We start from the raw sequence: 18045 nt of genomic DNA, 5'->3' as shown, positions 1-18045 counted from the left end.
GGCCGTTCGGACCGGCTTCCCGTCAGACCAGGCGGCGGGCGGTGGCCCAGCGGGTGAGCTCGTGGCGGTTGGACAGCTGGAGCTTGCGGAGCACGGCGGAGACGTGGCTCTCGACCGTCTTCACCGAGATGAACAGCTCCTTGCCGACCTCCTTGTACGCGTAGCCGCGCGCGATCAGCCGCAGCACCTCGCGCTCCCGCTGGGTCAGTCGGTCCAGGTCCTCGTCCACCGGGGCCGTGTCGGAGGAGGCGAACGCGTCGAGCACGAAGCCGGCCAGCCGCGGCGAGAAGACCGCGTCGCCGTCGGCCACCCGGAAGATCGCGTCCACCAGGTCGGCCCCGGTGATCGTCTTGGTGACGTAGCCGCGGGCGCCGCCCCGGATGACGCCGATGACGTCCTCGGCCGCGTCGGAGACCGAAAGCGCCAGGAAACGCACCGGGTCCTGGGCCGCCGACAGCAGCTCCGCGCAGCGGCGCAGCACCTCGACCCCGCCGCCGCCCGGCAGGTGCACGTCCAGCAGCACCACGCCGGGCCGGGTGGCCCGGATGGTGGCGACCGCCTCGTCCACGTCGCCCGCCTCGCCGACGACCTCGACGCCGGTCTGCTCGGTCTCGCCGATCTCCGCCCGCACGCCGGCGCGGAACATCCGGTGGTCGTCGACCAGCACCACCCGCGCCCGACGCTCGGGCCCGCCCGCCGCCTCACCCGCCGTGCCGCCCGCGGCGTTGTCCCGCCCGTCGCTCTCAGCCACCCGAGTCACCTGCTCGTTCCATCGTGAGTCCCGCGTCGGTCCCGGCATCCGCTGGCCGTGTCCCTCGTCTCAGCCGCCGGGTTCTCAGCCACCCGAGTCACCTGCTCGTTCCATCGTGAGTTCCACCTCCGTGCCCTCGCCGGGCGTGGACCGCACCCGGGCGCTGCCGCCGTTGCGACGCATCCGGCCCATGATGGACTCGCGCACGCCCATCCGGTCCGCCGGGACCGCGTCCACGTCGAAGCCGGGGCCCCGGTCGCGCACCGACACGAAGACCGTACGCCCCTCCACCTCGGCGAACACCCGCACCGGACCGTTCTCGCCACCGTACTTGGCGGCGTTCACCATGGCCTCCCGCGCCGCCTGGAGCTGGGCGGCCAACTGCTCGTCCAGCGGGCAGTCGCCGACGCACACCACCTCGATGGGAACGCCGTGGTGGTCCTCGACCTCGGCGGCCGTGGCCCGCACCGCCTCCGCCAGCGTACGCGCCTCGTCCTCCGGTTCGGCCCGCTGCTCGCCGCCCTCCCGCTCCGCGGACTTGTACAGCCAGTCCCGCAGCTCGCGCTCCTGGGCGCGGGCCAGCCTGGCCACCTCCCTGGGGTGCTCCGCGTTGCGCTGGATGAGGGTCAGCGTGTGCAGCACCGAGTCGTGCACGTGGGCGGCCACCTCGGCGCGCTCCTGGGCGCGGATGCGCATGGTCCGCTCCTCGGACAGGTCCTGCACCATCCGCACCAGGTACGGGCCGGCCAGCAGCGCGATGCCGACCACCACGGCGACGGCCGCCTGCAGCATCGGGCCGAGGTTGGCGGTCGACTCGGCCGTGCCGCGCACCACCATGAAGGTGGCCACGCCCGCGCACACCAGCACGGCGCCGGCCGCGCTGCGCACCAGTGGCAGCCAGCGGCTGCGGCGGGTGGCCGCGGCCCAGTCGGCGCGGCGCGAGTTGTCCGCCTGCCGCCAGACGACGGCGGCGCCGACGCCGACGATCAGCATCGGCCACAGCGCGCTGCCGGAGATCGGGAACTGGATGTTGGCGCCGAGCACGCCCAGCGCGGCGGCCAGCATCACGAACGCGAACAGCTGCCCCTTCTCGGGCCGGCGCAGCAGCCGGCCGAGCCCGCCGGGGCGCCGCTTCTCCCGGGCGCCCGGCGGGAGCGGCGCGGCGCCCAGCGGCACGACGAACCAGAAGATGCCGTACAGCAGGATGCCCAGGCCGTTCGCCGTGAGGAGGAAGAGGAAGGCTATGCGGACCCAGGAGACGGGCAGCGCCAGATGCCCGGCGAGGCCGCGCGCCACCCCGCCCAGCCAGCGGCCCTCCGCGCTGCGGTAGAGCTTCCGCACCGGCGGCGCCTCGCTGGTCATCCCCGTCATGCCCCGATCGTCACACGAGAGACTGTCGATGGACATCAGGGGATACCCCCCAGAAGACGTGGGGGAAGCACCAGGGTGTACCCCGATGCACGCGTGACCGGCGAGCCGTCACCATGGGAGGCATGACCGAGGAGAGCCGCTCCGCCACCAGCCGCACGAGCCGCGCCGACGAGCCCGGTGCCGGCACGGGTCTGGGCGAGCGGCTGTCGCGCAGCCGCGACCACAAGGTGATCGGCGGCGTCTGCGGCGGCCTCGGCCGCCACTACCACCTGGATCCGGTGATCTTCCGGGTGCCGCTGGCGGTGCTGTCGGTCATCGGCGGCCTCGGCTTCGTCGCCTACGGCCTGGCCTGGCTGATCGTCCCGTTCGAGGACAGCGAGGAGAACGAGGGGCGCCGGCTGCTGTCCGGCCGGGTGGAGGGCCCCGGGCTGACGGCGTTGCTGTTCATCGTGGCCGGCTGCGGGCTGATGCTGGCCTCGCTCGGCGACCGGGGCGGCGCCACGTGGTTCTCGGTCATGGTGCTGGCGTTCCTGGTGGCCGCGGCGTACTGGTCGCGGCGGCGCAGCGCGACCGAACTGCGCGAGGCGGAGGGCGCGCCGGTGGCCGGGGTGACGGCCCAGGTCGTGGCGGACGCCCCGCCGGAGGCACAGGCGCCGCCGGTGCCGCCCGGTCCCTCGTGGTGGCGCGGCGCCGCGGTGACCGAGTCGACGACGGCCGAGCGCGCCAGCGGTTACCTGTGGGGACCGGCCGGCGCGCGGCCCGAGGGCGACGGATGGCCAGCCGGACGCCCCGGACCCGCGGCCGGCCCGGGGGCTCCGCGTGGGACCGGCGCGACGGCCGGCACGCGTGAGCCGGCCGCGCCGCACGACCCGTACCGACCGCCGGGACCCGGCGGTCGGTGGCCGGTCGGTCGGCCGCCGGTGCCGGCGGAGCCGCGCGAGCTGTGGCTCGGCGGACTGCTGCTGCTGCTCGCGATGTGCGCCTGCGTGGTGGGCACGGCGGCGGCCTGGGGCAACGACTCGCTGAGCGACGCGCTGGTGATCGGCCTCGCCGCGGCGCTCGCGGTGTTCGGCGTCGGGCTGGTGGTCAGCGCGTTCGTCGGCCGGCTCGGCGGCGGGACCATCGTCTCGGTGGTGCTGACGGCCGGGATGCTGGCCTGCGCCGCCGCGCTTCCGGAGAACATCACCACCAGCTGGTCGGACACCGAATGGCGGCCCGCGACGGCCGCCGAGGTCGAGCGGCGGTACGAGATAGGCACGGGGCAGGCGGAGCTCGACCTGAGCGGGCTCGACCTGCGGAAGGGGCAGACGGTGGTCACCGCGGTGGAGGCCGGGGCGGGCGACGTGCGGCTGATCGTGCCGCGCGACGTGGCGGTCACGGTGCACGTGGAGGTCACCATGGGCGCGTTCACCTTCGACGAGGACGGCCGGTCGACCGGGGAGGGTCCCCTCCATTCCTGGGGCGGCGTCGGACAGGAGCGCACCGCGAGCTACCCGCCGCCCAGCGGGGTGGAGCAGCGGGGCAGCATCGAGCTGTACCTGGACATGGGCATCGGACACATGGGGGTCGAGCGGAACGTGCTGCCGGACGTCGACACGAACGTTCCCGACGGGGAGCAGACCGACCGGCCGACGGAGACGCCGCCGGAGACTCCGACCCCGCGGGAGACTCCGGCCCCCGAGGAGGCGCCGTGAGTCGGCCCATACGGCGGCACCGCTTCGAGCCCGCGCGGCTCGTGCTGGGGCTGGCCCTGATCCAGATCGCCGTGCTGTACCTGGTCAGGGTGGCCGGCCGGGACGCCCCGCCGCTGCCCGTGCTCATCGTGCTGACGCCGGTGGCCCTGGTGCTCGCCGGAGCCGTCGCCATGCTCACCCACTCCGTCCGCCGCCGCGGCCGGCAGGGCAGCAAGCCCGACTGACCGGCCCGACTGACCGGCCCGACTAACCGAAGAGCCGGCGGTTGCGGCGGGCCTGTTGGGAGCCGAGCAGCGAGTCCAGGCTGAGCGGGCCGCCGCCGGCCAGCAGCAGGGTCACGAAGCCGAACAGGTACGGCAGGTCCTGGCCGAAGTAGTACGGGTCGCCGGACCAGGTCACGGTCAGCCAGAACGACAGCGCCAACAGCGCCCCGCCCGCGGCGGCGAGGCGGGTGAGCAACCCGACGAGGATGCCCGCGCCGACCACGATCTCGGCCACCGCCACCCCGTTGTTGAACAGCCCGGGATTGTCGACGGCCAGATCCACCAACCAGCCCGCGGCGGCGTCCTCCCGGGAGAACTCCAGCATCGCCTCCATCTGCTCGGTGCTCATGACGCTGCTGAACGGCCCGACGTCGGTGAACTTGTCGACGCCGGCGTAGACGAACGTGACGCCGAGGAAGAGCCGCAGCGGCAGCAGGGCCCAGCGGGCGGCGGTGTCCCGCAGCCCACCGCCGGGTCCACCGGTGCCGGGCAGCGCCCCCCGCGCCGCCGGGCCGCCGAGTTGTTCCGTGACAGACATGGCCGTGCACCTCCGGTCGCGTGTGGGGCGGATCAGTCTGCCAGCGCGGAGGGTCTCCGGCCAGGCTGACGGCACCTCAGGCGGGTCGCGTCGCGAAACGGGTGAATCCGCGAGGTGAACCCGGGCCGGTGGGGCCGGCGTTTCAGGCGGGTCGCGTCGCGGGCCGGTTGACGGAGGAGGTGGGCGGCGGGTTCTGGTGCTCGAGACGGAGGCCGGCGCGGGATATTCGGAACCCCGCCGTGGAGCCGGCCTTTCGGCGAGAGCCGCGGCGCCGACGCGGGTGCGGGCCGACCGCCTTACGGCGCGTCGGCTGACGGTGCTGCGTCCGGGGCGGTGCCGCGCCTCGCGCTGTGCCGTGCTCCGGACTCCGCGGCGCTTCAGGCCGGGCGCGTCGCGGCGGCGAAGGGCATCGAGTCCACGGGCGCGAGCGTGATCGGCACGCCGCTCCTGGAGGCGTGGATGATCTGGCCGCCGCCCACGTAGATGCCCACGTGGCTGATCCCGCCGTAGTAGAACACGAGGTCGCCCGGGGCCAGTTCGGCGGAGGAGACGGGAGTTCCGGCGCTCACCTGGCTGTAGCTGGTGCGCGGCAGCGCCACCCCGGCGGCGGCCCAGGCGGCCTGCGTCAACCCGGAGCAGTCGTAGGCGTCGGGCCCGGTGGCGCCCCATCCGTACGCCTTGCCCAGCTGGGCGAACGCGAAGGCGACGGCCGCCGCGGCACGGGCGTTGGGCGCGGCCGCCGACGCCTCGGCGGCGCCGGGGACGCCCGCGGCGGTGCTGGCCGTCGCGTTCGCCATCAGGATGCGCTGTTGCTCCTCGGCGGTCCGGGTGGCCAGCAGGTCCTCGGCCTCCGCGAGCTTGTCGCGGACCGTGTCCCGTTCGGTGTCGGCCCGCTCCTGGGCGTCGAGCAGCACGTCGGTCTCCTCGCCGGCCTCGGTGCGGAGTTGCTCGATGCCGCGCAGCTGACCCCGGATGTCCTGGACGGCCAGCGCCTGCCGCTCGCCGGTGCGGTCCACGAGCGAGGCCCGGTACAGGAAGTCGTCCGGATCGGAGGAGAGCGCGAGTTGCAGTTCGGGGGCGAGGCCGGAGGCGCGGTACTGGGCGGCGGCGTGGGTGCCCAGGGCGTTGCGGGAGGTGTTGAGCTCGTCGGTGCGCCGGGCGGCCTCGTCCCGCAGGCGGTCCAGCGCGGTCTCCGCCTGTTCGACCTGCTCGGTGGCCGCGTTGAAGCGCTCGGTCGCCTCCTCCGCCTCCCGGTGCAGGGCGTCCACCCGCTCCCGCACCTCGGCCAGGGTGGGCTGCGGGTCGGCCAGCGCGCTGCCGTCCAGGGCGGCAGCGGCGGCTCCCGCCAGGGTCAGCGTGGCGGCGACCGAGCGCAGGGCGGGCTTCGCGCTGCCGACGGGTTTCGGCTTGCGCTGCGCCGGCCGGCGCCAGACGGAGGTCTTGCGATGCTGAGCCATGGCCCGGCACGTTAAACCGCGCCCGGGCCCGACCGCAGCTCTCTGATCGGGATCGATCGGGACTGGCCGGGACTGGTGTCAACCGTGCAATTCACGATGGGAGTTGGGCCGAAAGAGGCGGACTTCTCACTGTTCCTGTTCGGCCGCGAGAAGCGGGTCGATGATGTCACGGAACGCGTCGAGGTTCTGGGCGCCGGACAGCGGATGGCCGTTGATGAGGAACGACGGCACGCCCGTGATGCCGAGCTCGTAGGCCTCGGTCGCGTCCCGTTCGACCGCCTCGCCGGCCGCGTCGGACTCCATGTCGCTCAGCAGCCGGTCGACGTCGGGGACGCCCGCCTCGTCGGCGATGCGGCGCAGGCTTTCCTCCTCGAACCGGCCCGAGTCCTTGTTGAACTCGTCCGCGAGCGCCGCCTCGCGGAACTCCCAGAAGCGGCCCTGCTGGCCCGCCGCCCAGGCGGCGCGGGCGGCGGCGTCCGACTCCGGGCCGTTGATGGGGTAGTTGCGGAACTCGATGCGCAGCTCGCCGGCGTCCACGTACTCCTCGACGAGCCGCTCGTGGGTGTTCCGGGCGTAGATGCCGACGAAGGCGTCCTGGAAGTCCGTGTACTCGATCATCACGACGGGGGCGTCGGCGTCGCCGAGCGCCAACGGATCGTCGGCCTCGCGACGGGCCAGGTCGAGCGCCGGGTTGTCCTCCGGCAGCGGCTCGACGGTTTCGCTCTCGCCGCCGGTCCCGTCCGTGCCGCCGGACGCGCCCGCCGGGTCGTCGGATCCGCCGCCCAGGGCGGAGAGCGTGGCGATCAGCAGCACGCCCACCACCACCGCGGCGAGCAGCGCCGCGGCGTACGGCCGAGCGGCGCGGGCGCCGTACGTGGTCCGCGCCGGCGTGCGCTGCGCGCCTCCCTTCCGGGAACCGCCACCACGCTGCGGCCCGCCCGGCCCCGGCCCGCGCTGCTTCGGGCCACGGGTCGCCGTCTTCCTGGGTCGCCTGGGGCGGGCTGCCGACATACGGCCAGCCTACGGCGACGGACGGTCGAGCCGGGAAGGAGGGAGGGGCGCGGTCGTGGCGTCGGGCGGCCGTCCCCCGCAAGGGAGGACGACCGCCCGCGCACGGCCCCGGTGGCCGGACGGGTGGCGCCTGCCCAACGCCTTACCGTCCGGCACCGAGGCCGGCATGTACTCGGCCGGGGTACACACCCCGCGTCCCCGGCCGAGGTCCCGCCCCGCGCGGCGGCGCGGGACCGCCGGGCGGCGCGTCCCGCGCCCACGGTGACGCCGCCCGGCGGGTCTTACTGGCCCGTTCTGTGGGCCTGCCAGTGGCTCGTTCAGCGGTGGTGTTCCACCTCTGAGGCGAGCCGCCCGGCGGGTCTTGCTGGCCCGTTCTGTGGGCCTGCCGGTGGCTCGTTCAGCGGTGGTGTTCCACCTCTGAGGCGAGCCGCCCGGCGGGTCTTGCTGGCCCGTTCTGTGGGCCTGCCGGTGGCTCGTTCAGCGGTGGTGTTCCACCTCTGAGGCGAGCCGCCCGGCGGGTCTTGCTGGACTTGCTTGCTGGAACCCTCTTCCTGGACCCGCCGGGTGGCGCCCGGCGGGCCGTTCGGAATCAGGAACCCGGCGTCACGAGCCCGACGTGTTGCCGGACGAACCGAGGTCGTCGGCGTACGAGGCGAGCCACGCCAGCGGCGCGTTCCAGTTGATCGTGATCTCGTTGGTCGCGTAGGACTCGATGTGGTCGATGTAGCACTGGGCCGGCGGGCAACCCACCAGCTGCTGCTCGGCGATCGGGTCCTGCAGGGCCTCGTTCGGGCCGCCGGCCAGCGAGCCCGCCGCCGGGTTCGGCAGGTCGGGGTCCAGCTGGTTGGCCCAGAACCGGTGGTGCTGGTTCTCGGACGCGCGCTCGCCGTAGCCGGTCACGTAGGACTGGTTCAGCGGGTTGCGGCCCAGCACGTAGTCCAGGCCGGCGATCGCGGCGTCGCGGTAGACCGCCTCGCCCGTCAGGTCGTGCGCGACGGCCAGGACGATCGCGTTGTTCAGCACCTGGCTGTTGGAGCCCCAGACGTACTCGCCCGCGAACGGCAGGCCGTACGCCGCGTCGGCGGCGTCGGCCGCGTAGGCGTCCGCCGCCGTGGTCAGCACGTCGCGGACGTCGGTCAGCTGGGCGTCGGTGAGGTCGTTCTCCACCGTGGCCAGGGTCAGGACGCCGAGGCCGGCGGTCTCGCCCCAGGACAGGCCGCCGGTCGGGAAGAGGGCCTCGGCGTCGCCGTGCAGCTCGGAGTCGAGCAGCGCCTGCCGGTACACGTCCGCGCCGGTGGTGGCGAACAGCTCGGCCGCCGCCCAGTAGAACTCGTCGCTGACCTTGTTGTCGCTGTAGGCACCGCCGCCGGTGCCGTCGTTCGGGTCGGCGAGCATGTTCGGGTGGGCCTGCGCCGCGTCCCAGGCCGTCTCGGCGGACGCGAGGCACTGGGCCGCGTAGTCCGCGTCGTACGGCGCGAAGAGGCGGGCGCACTGGGCCGCACTGGCGGCCAGGTTCAGCGTGGCCGCGGTGGACGGCGGGTGCAGCTCACGCGGCTGCGCGTCCCGGTCGGGCAGCAGCGGCAGGCCGGTCCACTGGGCGTCGTGGAGCTTGTGGTGGGCCATGCCCGCCAGCTCCTCGCCGGCCGGAACCTGCATGGCCATCAGGAAGTCCATCTCCCACTTGGCCTCGTCCAGGATGTCCGGCACGTCGTTGCCCTGCTCGGGCACGGCCAGCGAGCCGTCGCCCAGGGCCTCGCTGTCGCCGTTCTCGGCGGTCAGCGCGCGCTCGTAGGAGGACATCAGCTGAGCGACCGAGATGCCGCCGTTGACCACGTACTTGCCGTGGTCACCCGCGTCGTACCAGCCGCCCGCCGCGTCCAGGGTGTAGTCACACGGGTCGGTCGCCCAGCAGGTCACGCCGTCGTCGCCCTGGTTCGGCTCGACGTTGACGTGACCGGCGGGGCGGGCGTACTCCTCGCCGACCAGCGCGGCGTCGATCTCGATGCCGCTGCGGTTGTGGTAGTAGTACGCGAGCGCGTCGGTGCGGAGGGTGTCGTAGACCTCGGTGCCGATGTCGAACGGCTCGCTGGTCTCACCGTCGATGGTGACGGTGTAGCCCTTGCCCGCCGCGGTGACCTCGCTGAAGTCGAAGGTGTGGACGTTCTCCCGGGAGGTGGGGTCCTCGCCGACCGGCATGGTGTCGCCGGTGGCGGCGACGCCGCCGTCGGGCGCGTTGACCGTCCACTCCAGGGGCTCGGTGGCCTCGGTGACGACGCTGCCGACCTTGGCACCGTCCGGCAGGTAGCCGACCTGGTTGACCCGCACCGGCGATCCGGTCTCCGGGTCGAACGGCGGCGTCTCGGCTCCACCGCGCAGCGACACGTCGTCCACACAGAAGGTGAACGGGTCCTCGGAACCGCCGATCTGGAAGACGAGCTGCGCCGCCGGGTTGTCCGTGCCGGCGGTGAAGACGTGGCTGATGGGCGTGGCCTCGTCGGTGATCTGGTCGGTGGCGGACAGCTCCGCGGCCCAGGGGTCGACGTTCTGCTGGATGAGCGTGCGGATGGTGACGGGCGCGCTGGACGTGGGCGTGTAGGCGAACTCGTATGTCTCACCCGCGACCATCGGCAGGTCGTCCTGGCCGATGATGACGTCCCAGGCGTTGACGGTGCCGCCCGGAACGTCGGCGCAGAGGCGTCCTTCGACCACTTCGAGGGTGAGGTTCTCGGTGCCCCACCACGGCAGGTTGCTGCCGTCGGCGAAGTCGCCGTTGACGATCAGTTCGGGCCCTGGCTCGGCGTTCGCGGTGGGCAACGCGACGACGGCGGCCACCAGCCCGGCGACGGCCGCGGTGGCGGTGACCACCATCGGCCGTTTGCGGATGCGGCGATGAGTGCGTGGGGAACGGTCTGTCACGGCTCGGTCCTTCAAGAGATGGACATGACATGGGAGCGCTCCCAAGGAATCCTGAGGGGTGCGCGGGGCACCGTCAAGACATGCGTCACTAGACTCCGCGTCATGGACGTCCTGATCGAGGTCGTGGTGGGGCTGCACATCATCGGCATCGCAGCCCTGTTGGGCGGGTTCCTGACCCAGATGAAGGTGATGGGCGCCGGCGAGGCGCGGATCGTCCCGGCGATGATGCACGGCGCCTGGACCATGCTGGTCACCGGCCTGGCCCTGGTGGGCCTGAACCAGGCCGACGATCAGGAGGTGAACAACACCAAGATCGGCGTCAAACTCGCCGTGCTGCTGGCGATCCTGGTGCTCGCCTACGTCAACCGCGACGAGGATCGCGTCAACGCCCGCGTCTTCGGCGCGATCGGCCTCCTCACGGTGGCCAACGTGTTCATCGCGACCACCTGGTGAACGACGAGGCGGCAGCCACCGGCCGGGCGGCGCCGCCCGGGAGTCGGCGCCGCGCGCCGCGGCCGGCCGGCGGGCCGGTGCGCGCCGGGGGATCGGGGAGTCCGCGCCGGGGAGCCCGCGGCAGGCGAAGCCCGCGTCAGGCGAACTCGTCGAGGAGCCGGTAGAACGTGATCCGCGCCGGGTCCGGGTCGACGCCGTAGCGGGTCAGGTAGCGGTCGGCCGCCGCCTGGCCGCCGTACTGCGGGTTCAGGTCGCCCGCCAACGAGCGGGTGGCGATGGCCAGATCCAGCCACCGGTCGGCCACCCCCAGCCGGCCGGTGTCGAGGACGCCGGAGACCCGGCAGGTCTCCGGGTCGAGTATGACGTTCGGCACGCACAGATCGCCGTGGCAGACCACCAGGTCCCGCTCCTCCTCCCGCTCGGACGGCCGGGTGGCGAGCAGCTCCGCGACCAGCCTCTCGCGCGTCCAACCCTGCCGTTCGGCGTCCAGGTCGTCGAGGTCGGGCCCGGTGGCCAGCGCCTCGGGGATGGTCACCGCCAGCCGGCGGTCGAACGGGCAGTCCGCGATCGGCAGGGCGTGCAGCGCGCGGGTCAGGTCGGCCAACGCGTCCACCACGCGCGGCCTCGCCTCGGCCGGCCAGGGCGCCGCAGCCGACCAGCCGGGAAGCTCCGCGGTAACCAGCAGCCCGGGCCGGCAGTCCAGCACCTCGGCGGCCGGGATGCCGTGCCGCCGCAGCCATTCCAGCCGCTCGCCCTCCGCCACGAGGTCGAGGCGCGGGTCGTCGGACTCCTTGCGGTAGACGCCGTTCCGCCGGCTGACCACCGCCCCCGACATGCCGTCCGTCACGCGCTCCCACATGGGGCCAGGGTGCCACGCGGCACTGTCAGTGAGGACCGCGCCTCCTGACCCGGGGCCGGCAGCACCAGCCGACCGGCCACGCTCCCCGCCGCGCTCCGCCCGTTTCTCCCGCCGGACCCGGGACGTGCGGCTCGGCTCGGGTGCCCGCGGAACACCCGAATGGAGGCCCCGCATGGGTGTGCGATGACAGCCCGGAGGCCCGTCAGCAGAGGGGGTTCCATCCTGTTCGGAGGCGAGCCTCGTCCGAGCCCTTTGGATGGAGAAATCGACATGTCTTCTGTTTTCGCTTGACATGGGGATGAACGGTGACGACGTCGACAGGGGACTGGCATGGGCATCGTGAAGACGGGCATCAAGCGCAGGACCCGGCTGCTGCGAGAGATTCTGCGGCCTCCGAAACCGGGCTCCCTCGCGCACCGGTCGGCGACGCCGACCGCGACGGTCGCGACGGTGCGTAAGCCCCTGCGGGAGCGGAGGCGGAAGCGCCCGCCGAAGCGGATCACCGCCCTGACGTACACGGTTCCCCCGGCGAGCCGCCTCGTCGAGTCCCCGGTCTTCGTCCTCGCCCCGGTGCGTTCCGGCTCGACCCTGCTGCGGATGCTGCTCAACAGCCATCCCCGAATACGAGCCCCGCACGAGCTGCACCTGCGCGCCATCGGCGTCAACCTGGTCCCCGGCTACTCCGTCCGCGCCATGCGAGGGATCGACCTCGACCAGGCGGAGCTGGAGCACGTGCTGTGGGACCGGGTGCTCAGTCTGGAGCTGGAGCGCAGCGGCAAGGAACTGATCGCGGACAAGACCCCGGGAAACGTGTGGGCCTGGGAGCGCCTGCGGTACGCCTGGCCCAAGGCCCGGTTCCTGATCCTGCTGCGCCACCCCGAGGGCATCGTCTCGTCGCTGGAGAACGGCATGCCCAACGCGTCCAGGTCAGCTATCCAGCGCAACGTCCTCAAGTACTTCGTGCCGCTGGAGAAGGCCCAGCGGACCCTCGACTGCCTCACCGTGCGGTACGAGGACCTGACCGCCGATCCCGAGGCGGTCACCCGGCAGGTGTGCGCGTATCTCGGCCAGGAGTGGGACCCCGTCATGCTCGACTACGGGGCGCAGGACCACGGTCCGCTCAGGCACAACCTCGGCGACTGCAGCGAGAAGATCCGGTCCGGCAGCGTGCAGCCCGCCCGGCCCGTGTCAGGCATCGACGCCCTCTCCCCGAAGCTCCGGGCGTTCGCCTCGGCCTGGGGCTACGTCTGACGGGCCGACGGGTCGACGGGCTGCCTGTTCCCCGACGTGACGTGCCTGGTGACTTCGCGGCCCGCGTGCCGCCCCTCCCCCGTCGGGGCGGCACGCGGGTTTCCCCCTGTGTGGGTGTCGGCGCCGGAGGGGTGACGCCGACACCCGGGTCAGCGTTCCGAGCCGGCGCGCCCGGTTCGGAACGCCGGGTCCAGACGCATCCAGATGTTCCTGGTCATGCTGGTCATGTCAGCCGTTTCCTTCCTGGATCCTGTTGCTGGGTCTGGCCTGCTGGCCTGCTGGTCGTGCTGCCCCGGGTCAGCTGCCCTCGATCAGGTGCATCGCGAGGTCGGGCGAGAACGTTCCGGCGGGCACGTCCGGCGCGATCCCGCAGTTGCCGTCGGAATCCCCGGGAACCTTGATCCACAGCAGCATCTCGGCGCCGCCGCCCTCCTGGGGCGGGGTCCCGAGCATCCGGCCCGCCGGGTTGCACCATTCGCCGCCCAACGGACCGTTGCCGTTGCGGCTGGTGTCCACGACGAACGGGCGGCTGTAGTCGAACCGGGAGGACAACTCGGCGTTGACCGACTCGGAGAAGCCGATCGAGTCCTCGGTGGTCTTGTAGTTGGAGACGTTCACCGCGAACCCGTGCGCGTCGGCCAGGCCGGCGTCGTTGAGCCGCCCGGCCATGACGTCGGCCGCGATCCAGTCGGAGTTGCCGGCGTCCAGGTAGCTCCAGGTGTTCGGGGCGTGCGCGCCGAGCTGGTCGACGGCGTACCGCAGCAGCTCCAGCCGGGTGTCCGGATCGGCGTGCTCGGGGCAGGCGTCCAACTGGGCCAGCGCGTCCGGCTCGATCACCACCAGGGCGGGCGAGTCGCCGATGGCCGAGGCGAACGTGTCGATCCACGCCCGGTACTCGGCGGCGTTCTCGGCGCCGCCGCCGGAGTGGCTGCCACAGTCCCGGCCCGGGATGTTGTACGCCACCAGCACCGGCAACGCGCCGGCCGCCTCGGCGCCGCCCAGGTACTCGGACACGTCACCGGCCAGGTCCGTGTTCCAGCCGCCGAACCACTTGGCCATCGGCTGGTCCGCGATCTCCGACCCGATCTGCTCGACCCGCTCGTCGTCGGGGTTCTGCGCCACCCAGGTCGCCGGGTTGGAGGTGGGGTCGACGTGGAAGCCGTCGGTCATCTCCAGGGGGTTGCCGGCCGTTGCGGCCGTGGCGCTCGGCTCGTCGGCGACCCGCGGCTGCTCGGCGGACTGCTGGGATTCTGCCGCCATGAGCTGTCCCGAGCCGAGGGCGACGAGCGTGCCGAGCGCCACGGCGGCGACGGCTCCACCGGCGGCCTTGGGCAGGTGCATGCTGGAACTCCGTTCGTCGGGTGTGCCGTCGGCCCGGGAACCGGCCGACGACCTCCGGTGTCGGATCCTTCCGAGGATGGATCCCGGCCGTCCAGTCCCCGGCCGCGCAAGGGGACGACAAGGAACGTTCCAGGGCTGCGAGCTGGGATGACAGGAGTGCACGGAACAGTCCTGAAGCCGCCGTTGTACGCTGCCGATCGCGTGCCTAGGGTGAGGGGGCGCGGCCCAGGGGGCAGCAAGACAGCCATGGTTCCGTCGTGACGTCCGGAGTCCCATTGAGTAGCGCACACTGGAAGCCGTTGCCCGAGGGGCTGCCGCCCGCCGCGCGGGAACTGGCCGAGCACCTCCGCACGCTGCTGGACGACCACGGCGTGAGCCTCCGCCAGCTCGCCAACGACGCCGACGTCCACTACAGCCTGACCACCCTGCACCGGTACTTCTCCGGCCAGGCGCTGCCCCCGGCCCAGCTGATCGGGGTGCTGGCCGACCGGTACGGCGGCGGCGAGCGGCTGCACACGTTACTGGAGCGGGCCGGGAGCGCGGAGGAAGCTCCGGAGCCAGCCGTTGATGTGGCGGAGCCGGCGCAGGCCGGGGAGTCTCCGCCCGAGACCGACCCGGCCGTGGACCCTGTGGCACGCGCGCCGCGCCGCCGCACGGGGCTGCTCATCGCGGTCGCCCTCGCCCTGCTGGTGGGCGTCATCGCCGGCGCCATCGTGAACGGCGGCTCCGATCCCGAGGCCGCCGAACGCCCGCAGGACGGCGAGACGGCGGAGGAACTGGTCTTCAACGGCGACTTCGGCACGGGCCGCCTCACCCCGTGGTGGGAGCACGGCGATCTCACCGCCTCCCTGCAGGACGGCGAGATGCGGATCGACGTGCCCGGCGGCACCGAGTTCCCGTGGGAGGCCATGGTCGGTTACAGCGGACTCGGCCTGCGCGAGGGCGAGCACTACACGCTGACCTTCACCGCCCACGCGAGCTCGGTGGCGCCGGTGGGCGTGACGCTGCTCCGCGAGGGAAAGGGCGACGAGCCCGAACTGGAGACCCACACCTGGCAACGGTCTCTGGGCCCGGCGCCGCAGACCTTCACCTTCCCGTTCGTGGCGGGTCTGTCGAGCAACGCCATGCAGATCACCCTCCGCTTCGGCGGCGGCGAGGAAAGCCTCACGGCTTTTCTGGACGATGTCTCGCTGACTCGGACAGGCGACTGAACACGCTGAGTATTGTCAACACGCGTCCTCCAACTTCCCCCTTGTGCGGTTTATCTGACGTGAACCAAGCTGGCCGGGCGGTTTAAAACCGCTGGTGGGAGGCTCTGTTGCTGATCTCGTTCGGCAACAGAGGAGGTATTCCGAGAACCTGGGAGGGCGCCACGTGCCGCCGAAGAATGGATCACAGAATCCGAAACCGAATGCCCGACGCGTCTTCGCGCAGGAACTGCAGAAGCTCCGCGCGGAATCCGGCTGGTCACTGGCCGAACTGGGCGAGCGGAGCATGCTCGACAGGACACACCTGAATCGCCTGGAACGCGGCGAACGCCTGGGTGAACGCCGCAACGCCGAGATTCTTGATGAGGTCTACGGAGCCGGTCGGCATCTGCAGAACCTCTGGGACTTGGCCCGGGAGCAGGCATACCTCGACCGCTACGTGCGATACATGCGCCTGGCGGAGGACGCCCGGATCATGTGGCACTACTCGGTCAGCACCGTGCCCGGACTTCTGCAGACCGAGGAATACGCTCGCGAGCAACTGGGCACGGCGCAGCCCCGGGACGAGGAGCGGTTGGCGGAGCAGGTTTCCCTCCGGCTGGCCAGGCAGGCCCGGCTGGTCGGCGACGAGCCGCTGCACCTCCGGGCGATTCTCGACGAGTCCGCGCTGCGCCGGGAACTGCGTGACCCGGCTGCTTGGGCGCGACAGCTGGAGCACCTGGTGACGACGGCCGAACGCGACAACGTGACAGTCCAAGTGCTGCCGTTCGCTGCCGGACTGCACTATTTGCTGGGCGGATGTCTCACCATCCTCTCCATGCCGGACGGCCGGCCCGTGGCCTATCTGGAGGGGAGCACATCCGGAGATTTGATCGAGGACACCACAGAGGTCGATCAGCTCAGGCTGGCCTACGATCAGTTGCGAGATGTGGCGCTCTCGCCGCGGGACTCCCTGGAGTTCATCCGTTCCCTGATGGAGAAGGACAGCAGGACATGCGAGCCCCCCGACCCGACCTGACCGCCACCAATTGGCGACGGAGCAGCTACTCGAACGCCAACGGGGGAGACTGCGTGGAGGTCTCGGACGACTTCTCCGGCGTCGTGCCCGTGCAGGACAGCAAGAATCCCGGCCCCGCCCTGGTCGTCCCCGCCCCCGCCTGGCAGGCGTTCGTTGACTCCGTGAGGTTGTGACCTGGATCACAGGAACTGCGGGGCGTGCCCAGACACATCCGGGCATGGAGGCAACGCTGCATCAACGCGTGAGGTCGGGGGACCTCGACGCGTTCGACGAGATATACGACGCCCACGTGCGTGTGGTGTTCGCGCATGCCCTGCGCTCCACCGGGGACCGACATCAGGCCGAGGACGTCGTGTCGTTGACGTTCCTGGAGGCGTGGCGACTGCGGGACAAGCTGCGGGGTGAGGTGCTGAGCGTTCGCTCCTGGTTGCTCGGCATCGCCACCAACGTGCTGCGCAACACCGCCCGTTCCGCCCGCCGGCACCGGGCCGCGCTGTCCCGCCTGCCGCCCGGTGGCTCGGCACCGGACATCGCCGAGGAGGTCGTCGGCCGGATCGCCGACGCCGAACAACTGGCCGCCGCCGTCAGGGCGCTGAACGGGCTCCGCCGCAAGGAGCGCGAGGTGTTCACGCTGTGCGTGTGGTCGGGGCTGAGCTATCCGGAGGCCGCCGCCGCGCTCGGCGTTCCGGTCGGCACCGTGCGCTCCCGCCTGTCCCGGGCCCGCGCCCGCCTGCAGAGGTTGACGCAGGACGAACTGCGCGGCATCCGTACCGAAACGGAACCACCCGCTGCAAAAGGACACATACCTAGCAGTCGCCGCCCTGCGGCCTCGTCTAGGAGGGACACGACCTGATGAATCCCACGTCCGAACACGACCGCGACATCGCGGAGCTGACCAGCCTGCTGCCCGACCCGACCGCCCACGACCCCGGCATGGACCCGGAGCGGCAGGCGCTGCTCAGGTCCGCCCTGCGCGAGGAGTACGGCCGCAGCAGCACCCCGGACACGGCCGGGAGCCCGAGCCGTTCCCGTCGTCGCCTGACACTGGTCCTGGCGCCCACGGCGGTCGCCTGCGCCCTCGCCGTCACGGCGGGCCTGATCTACGCCGGAGGGGACGGCGACGAGGCCCCCGGCTCCGACCGGGACCAGGTGCAGGAGGTCCCCCCGACCGCCGCGGAACTGCTCACGCTGGCCGCGCAGGCCGCCGGCCGAGCCACACAGGAGCCCCCGGCCGACGACCAGTACGTCTACGCCGAGGTCACCGGCTTCATCCACAACCAGGTCATGACGGACGAGGATTCGTTCGAGCTGGAACGCCGGGAGGCCAGCTCCGAACGGTGGTCCTCGGTGGACGGCAGTCGGCGCTCCCTGGAGCGTGAGGAACACGGCGACGAGTGGTATCCCGCCGTGACCGACCCCTCGCTGTCCGAGCCGACCTACCGGTTGCTGGAAAGCCTGCCCACCGACCCCGAGGTGCTGCTGGAGCAGATCTACGACGAGGCCGAGAGGCAGTACGGTGCGAACAGCGGGGACCCGCTGCCGCCGGACCAGGGCGCGTTCGAGATCATCGGCACCCTGCTGTCCACTGGTCTGGTTCCGCCGGACACCGCCGCCACGCTCTACCGGGCCGCCGCGATGATTCCCGGCGTCGTCACCCATGAGGACGCCGAGGACGCGATGGGCCGCGAGGGAGTGGCCATCGCCCGGGAGCACGACGGCTGGAGCCGGGAGTGGATCTTCGCCGGGGACATGTCCCGGCTGCTGGGCCTGCGCGGCGTCGTCACCGAATCGGGCCCGTTCGGCGGGGCGGGCACGGTGTACGAGACGTTCGCCATCTCCCGCGTCGGCGTCGTCGACGAGCCCGGCCAGGTCCCATCCACCAGCCCCGGCGCCTGAGCCCGAGCCTGACCCGAA

At 72.4% G+C, this 18045-nt stretch carries 17 protein-coding genes; 9 read left to right on the top strand and 8 right to left on the bottom strand.

From position 1 onward, the window contains the following. Window positions 1-22: 22 nt before the first annotated feature. Window positions 23-751, bottom strand: coding sequence for a response regulator transcription factor (locus ABGB06_RS31280; protein WP_347595919.1), 729 nt, complete (start codon window positions 749-751; stop codon window positions 23-25). Window positions 752-835: 84 nt separating this feature from the next. Then, entirely contained in the window at window positions 836-2113 is a 1278-nt protein-coding gene (locus tag ABGB06_RS31275; protein ID WP_347596162.1) for a PspC domain-containing protein, read from the bottom strand. A 131-nt stretch (window positions 2114-2244) separates the two neighbouring features. Here ABGB06_RS31275 and ABGB06_RS31270 point away from each other — a divergent pair, with 131 nt between their 5' ends. Both ABGB06_RS31270 and ABGB06_RS31265 read left to right on the top strand, forming a co-directional pair. Continuing rightward, entirely contained in the window at window positions 2245-3816 is a 1572-nt protein-coding gene (locus ABGB06_RS31270; protein WP_347595916.1) for a PspC domain-containing protein, read from the top strand. Further along, entirely contained in the window at window positions 3813-4040 is a 228-nt protein-coding gene (locus tag ABGB06_RS31265; RefSeq protein WP_347595913.1) for a hypothetical protein, read from the top strand. The genes ABGB06_RS31270 and ABGB06_RS31265 overlap by 4 nt, the downstream gene beginning before the upstream one ends. A 22-nt stretch (window positions 4041-4062) precedes the next feature. Here the strand turns inward: ABGB06_RS31265 and ABGB06_RS31260 are convergent, their stop codons facing one another. The 4 genes from ABGB06_RS31260 to ABGB06_RS31245 form a co-directional block, all read right to left on the bottom strand. Further along, window positions 4063-4617 (bottom strand): DoxX family protein, encoded by a 555-nt coding sequence (locus ABGB06_RS31260; RefSeq protein WP_347595911.1) that lies wholly within the window; start codon window positions 4615-4617, stop codon window positions 4063-4065. Window positions 4618-4994: 377 nt separating this feature from the next. Further along, window positions 4995-6074: an NlpC/P60 family protein gene (locus ABGB06_RS31255; RefSeq protein WP_347595908.1), complete on the bottom strand. Its 1080-nt coding sequence runs from the start codon at window positions 6072-6074 to the stop codon at window positions 4995-4997. A gap of 126 nt (window positions 6075-6200) precedes the next feature. Beyond that, a complete protein-coding gene (locus ABGB06_RS31250) occupies window positions 6201-7085 on the bottom strand; it encodes a thioredoxin domain-containing protein (protein ID WP_347595905.1) in 885 nt (294 codons plus the stop codon). Between the two features lie 603 nt (window positions 7086-7688). Continuing rightward, the gene (locus tag ABGB06_RS31245) at window positions 7689-9953 is read right to left on the bottom strand and encodes a glycoside hydrolase family 9 protein (RefSeq protein ID WP_347596159.1); all 2265 of its coding nucleotides are present in this window, start codon (window positions 9951-9953) and stop codon (window positions 7689-7691) included. 150 nt (window positions 9954-10103) lie between these two features. Between ABGB06_RS31245 and ABGB06_RS31240 the strand changes: the two genes are divergently transcribed. Beyond that, the gene (locus ABGB06_RS31240; RefSeq protein ID WP_347595902.1) at window positions 10104-10454 is read left to right on the top strand and encodes a hypothetical protein; all 351 of its coding nucleotides are present in this window, start codon (window positions 10104-10106) and stop codon (window positions 10452-10454) included. Window positions 10455-10590: 136 nt separating this feature from the next. On the opposite strand, the gene ABGB06_RS31235 is transcribed toward ABGB06_RS31240, so the two are convergent. Then, the gene (locus ABGB06_RS31235) at window positions 10591-11313 is read right to left on the bottom strand and encodes an APH(3') family aminoglycoside O-phosphotransferase (protein WP_347595899.1); all 723 of its coding nucleotides are present in this window, start codon (window positions 11311-11313) and stop codon (window positions 10591-10593) included. Window positions 11314-11643: 330 nt separating this feature from the next. Between ABGB06_RS31235 and ABGB06_RS31230 the strand changes: the two genes are divergently transcribed. Next, window positions 11644-12564, top strand: a complete 921-nt coding sequence (locus ABGB06_RS31230) for a sulfotransferase (protein ID WP_347595896.1) — start codon at window positions 11644-11646, stop codon at window positions 12562-12564. A gap of 297 nt (window positions 12565-12861) precedes the next feature. Here the strand turns inward: ABGB06_RS31230 and ABGB06_RS31225 are convergent, their stop codons facing one another. Further along, on the bottom strand, window positions 12862-13905 hold the full coding sequence (locus tag ABGB06_RS31225; protein WP_347595893.1) for a glycoside hydrolase family 6 protein: 1044 nt from the start codon (window positions 13903-13905) through the stop codon (window positions 12862-12864). A gap of 275 nt (window positions 13906-14180) precedes the next feature. Between ABGB06_RS31225 and ABGB06_RS31220 the strand changes: the two genes are divergently transcribed. The 5 genes from ABGB06_RS31220 (at window position 14181) to ABGB06_RS31200 (ending at window position 18027) form a co-directional block, all read left to right on the top strand. Further along, window positions 14181-15116 (top strand): carbohydrate binding domain-containing protein, encoded by a 936-nt coding sequence (locus tag ABGB06_RS31220; RefSeq protein ID WP_347595890.1) that lies wholly within the window; start codon window positions 14181-14183, stop codon window positions 15114-15116. A gap of 163 nt (window positions 15117-15279) precedes the next feature. Further along, the gene (locus ABGB06_RS31215) at window positions 15280-16131 is read left to right on the top strand and encodes a helix-turn-helix transcriptional regulator (RefSeq protein WP_347595887.1); all 852 of its coding nucleotides are present in this window, start codon (window positions 15280-15282) and stop codon (window positions 16129-16131) included. After that, a complete protein-coding gene (locus ABGB06_RS31210) occupies window positions 16107-16304 on the top strand; it encodes a DUF397 domain-containing protein (RefSeq protein ID WP_347595884.1) in 198 nt (65 codons plus the stop codon). The genes ABGB06_RS31215 and ABGB06_RS31210 overlap by 25 nt, the downstream gene beginning before the upstream one ends. Before the next feature lie 44 nt (window positions 16305-16348). Continuing rightward, a complete protein-coding gene (locus ABGB06_RS31205; RefSeq protein WP_347595881.1) occupies window positions 16349-16984 on the top strand; it encodes an RNA polymerase sigma factor in 636 nt (211 codons plus the stop codon). After that, window positions 16984-18027 carry a CU044_5270 family protein gene (locus ABGB06_RS31200; protein ID WP_347595879.1) on the top strand — a complete coding sequence of 348 codons (1044 nt, stop codon included), beginning with the start codon at window positions 16984-16986 and terminating at the stop codon, window positions 18025-18027. The genes ABGB06_RS31205 and ABGB06_RS31200 overlap by 1 nt, the downstream gene beginning before the upstream one ends. Window positions 18028-18045: the final 18 nt, after the last annotated feature.

The organism is Streptomyces sp. B6B3, assembly GCF_039871525.1.
Classification (GTDB): domain Bacteria; phylum Actinomycetota; class Actinomycetes; order Streptomycetales; family Streptomycetaceae; genus Streptomyces.
The sequence above is the reverse complement of the archived record's forward strand: the minus strand, read 5'-3'. Positions and strand labels throughout refer to the sequence as shown.

Bases quoted from the DNA above. Each gene is read 5' to 3' on its own strand.
- ABGB06_RS31200 (WP_347595879.1), top strand. From the start codon at position 16,984: ATGAATCCCACGTCCGAACACGACCGCGACATCGCGGAGCTGACCAGC.
- ABGB06_RS31205 (WP_347595881.1), top strand. From the start codon at position 16,349: ATGGAGGCAACGCTGCATCAACGCGTGAGGTCGGGGGACCTCGACGCG.
- ABGB06_RS31260 (WP_347595911.1), bottom strand. From the start codon at position 4,617: ATGTCTGTCACGGAACAACTCGGCGGCCCGGCGGCGCGGGGGGCGCTG.
- ABGB06_RS31210 (WP_347595884.1), top strand. From the start codon at position 16,107: ATGCGAGCCCCCCGACCCGACCTGACCGCCACCAATTGGCGACGGAGC.
- ABGB06_RS31270 (WP_347595916.1), top strand. From the start codon at position 2,245: ATGACCGAGGAGAGCCGCTCCGCCACCAGCCGCACGAGCCGCGCCGAC.
- ABGB06_RS31255 (WP_347595908.1), bottom strand. From the start codon at position 6,074: ATGGCTCAGCATCGCAAGACCTCCGTCTGGCGCCGGCCGGCGCAGCGC.
- ABGB06_RS31225 (WP_347595893.1), bottom strand. From the start codon at position 13,905: ATGCACCTGCCCAAGGCCGCCGGTGGAGCCGTCGCCGCCGTGGCGCTC.
- ABGB06_RS31275 (WP_347596162.1), bottom strand. From the start codon at position 2,113: ATGACCAGCGAGGCGCCGCCGGTGCGGAAGCTCTACCGCAGCGCGGAG.
- ABGB06_RS31230 (WP_347595896.1), top strand. From the start codon at position 11,644: ATGGGCATCGTGAAGACGGGCATCAAGCGCAGGACCCGGCTGCTGCGA.
- ABGB06_RS31235 (WP_347595899.1), bottom strand. From the start codon at position 11,313: ATGTGGGAGCGCGTGACGGACGGCATGTCGGGGGCGGTGGTCAGCCGG.
- ABGB06_RS31245 (WP_347596159.1), bottom strand. From the start codon at position 9,953: ATGGTGGTCACCGCCACCGCGGCCGTCGCCGGGCTGGTGGCCGCCGTC.
- ABGB06_RS31240 (WP_347595902.1), top strand. From the start codon at position 10,104: ATGGACGTCCTGATCGAGGTCGTGGTGGGGCTGCACATCATCGGCATC.
- ABGB06_RS31250 (WP_347595905.1), bottom strand. From the start codon at position 7,085: ATGTCGGCAGCCCGCCCCAGGCGACCCAGGAAGACGGCGACCCGTGGC.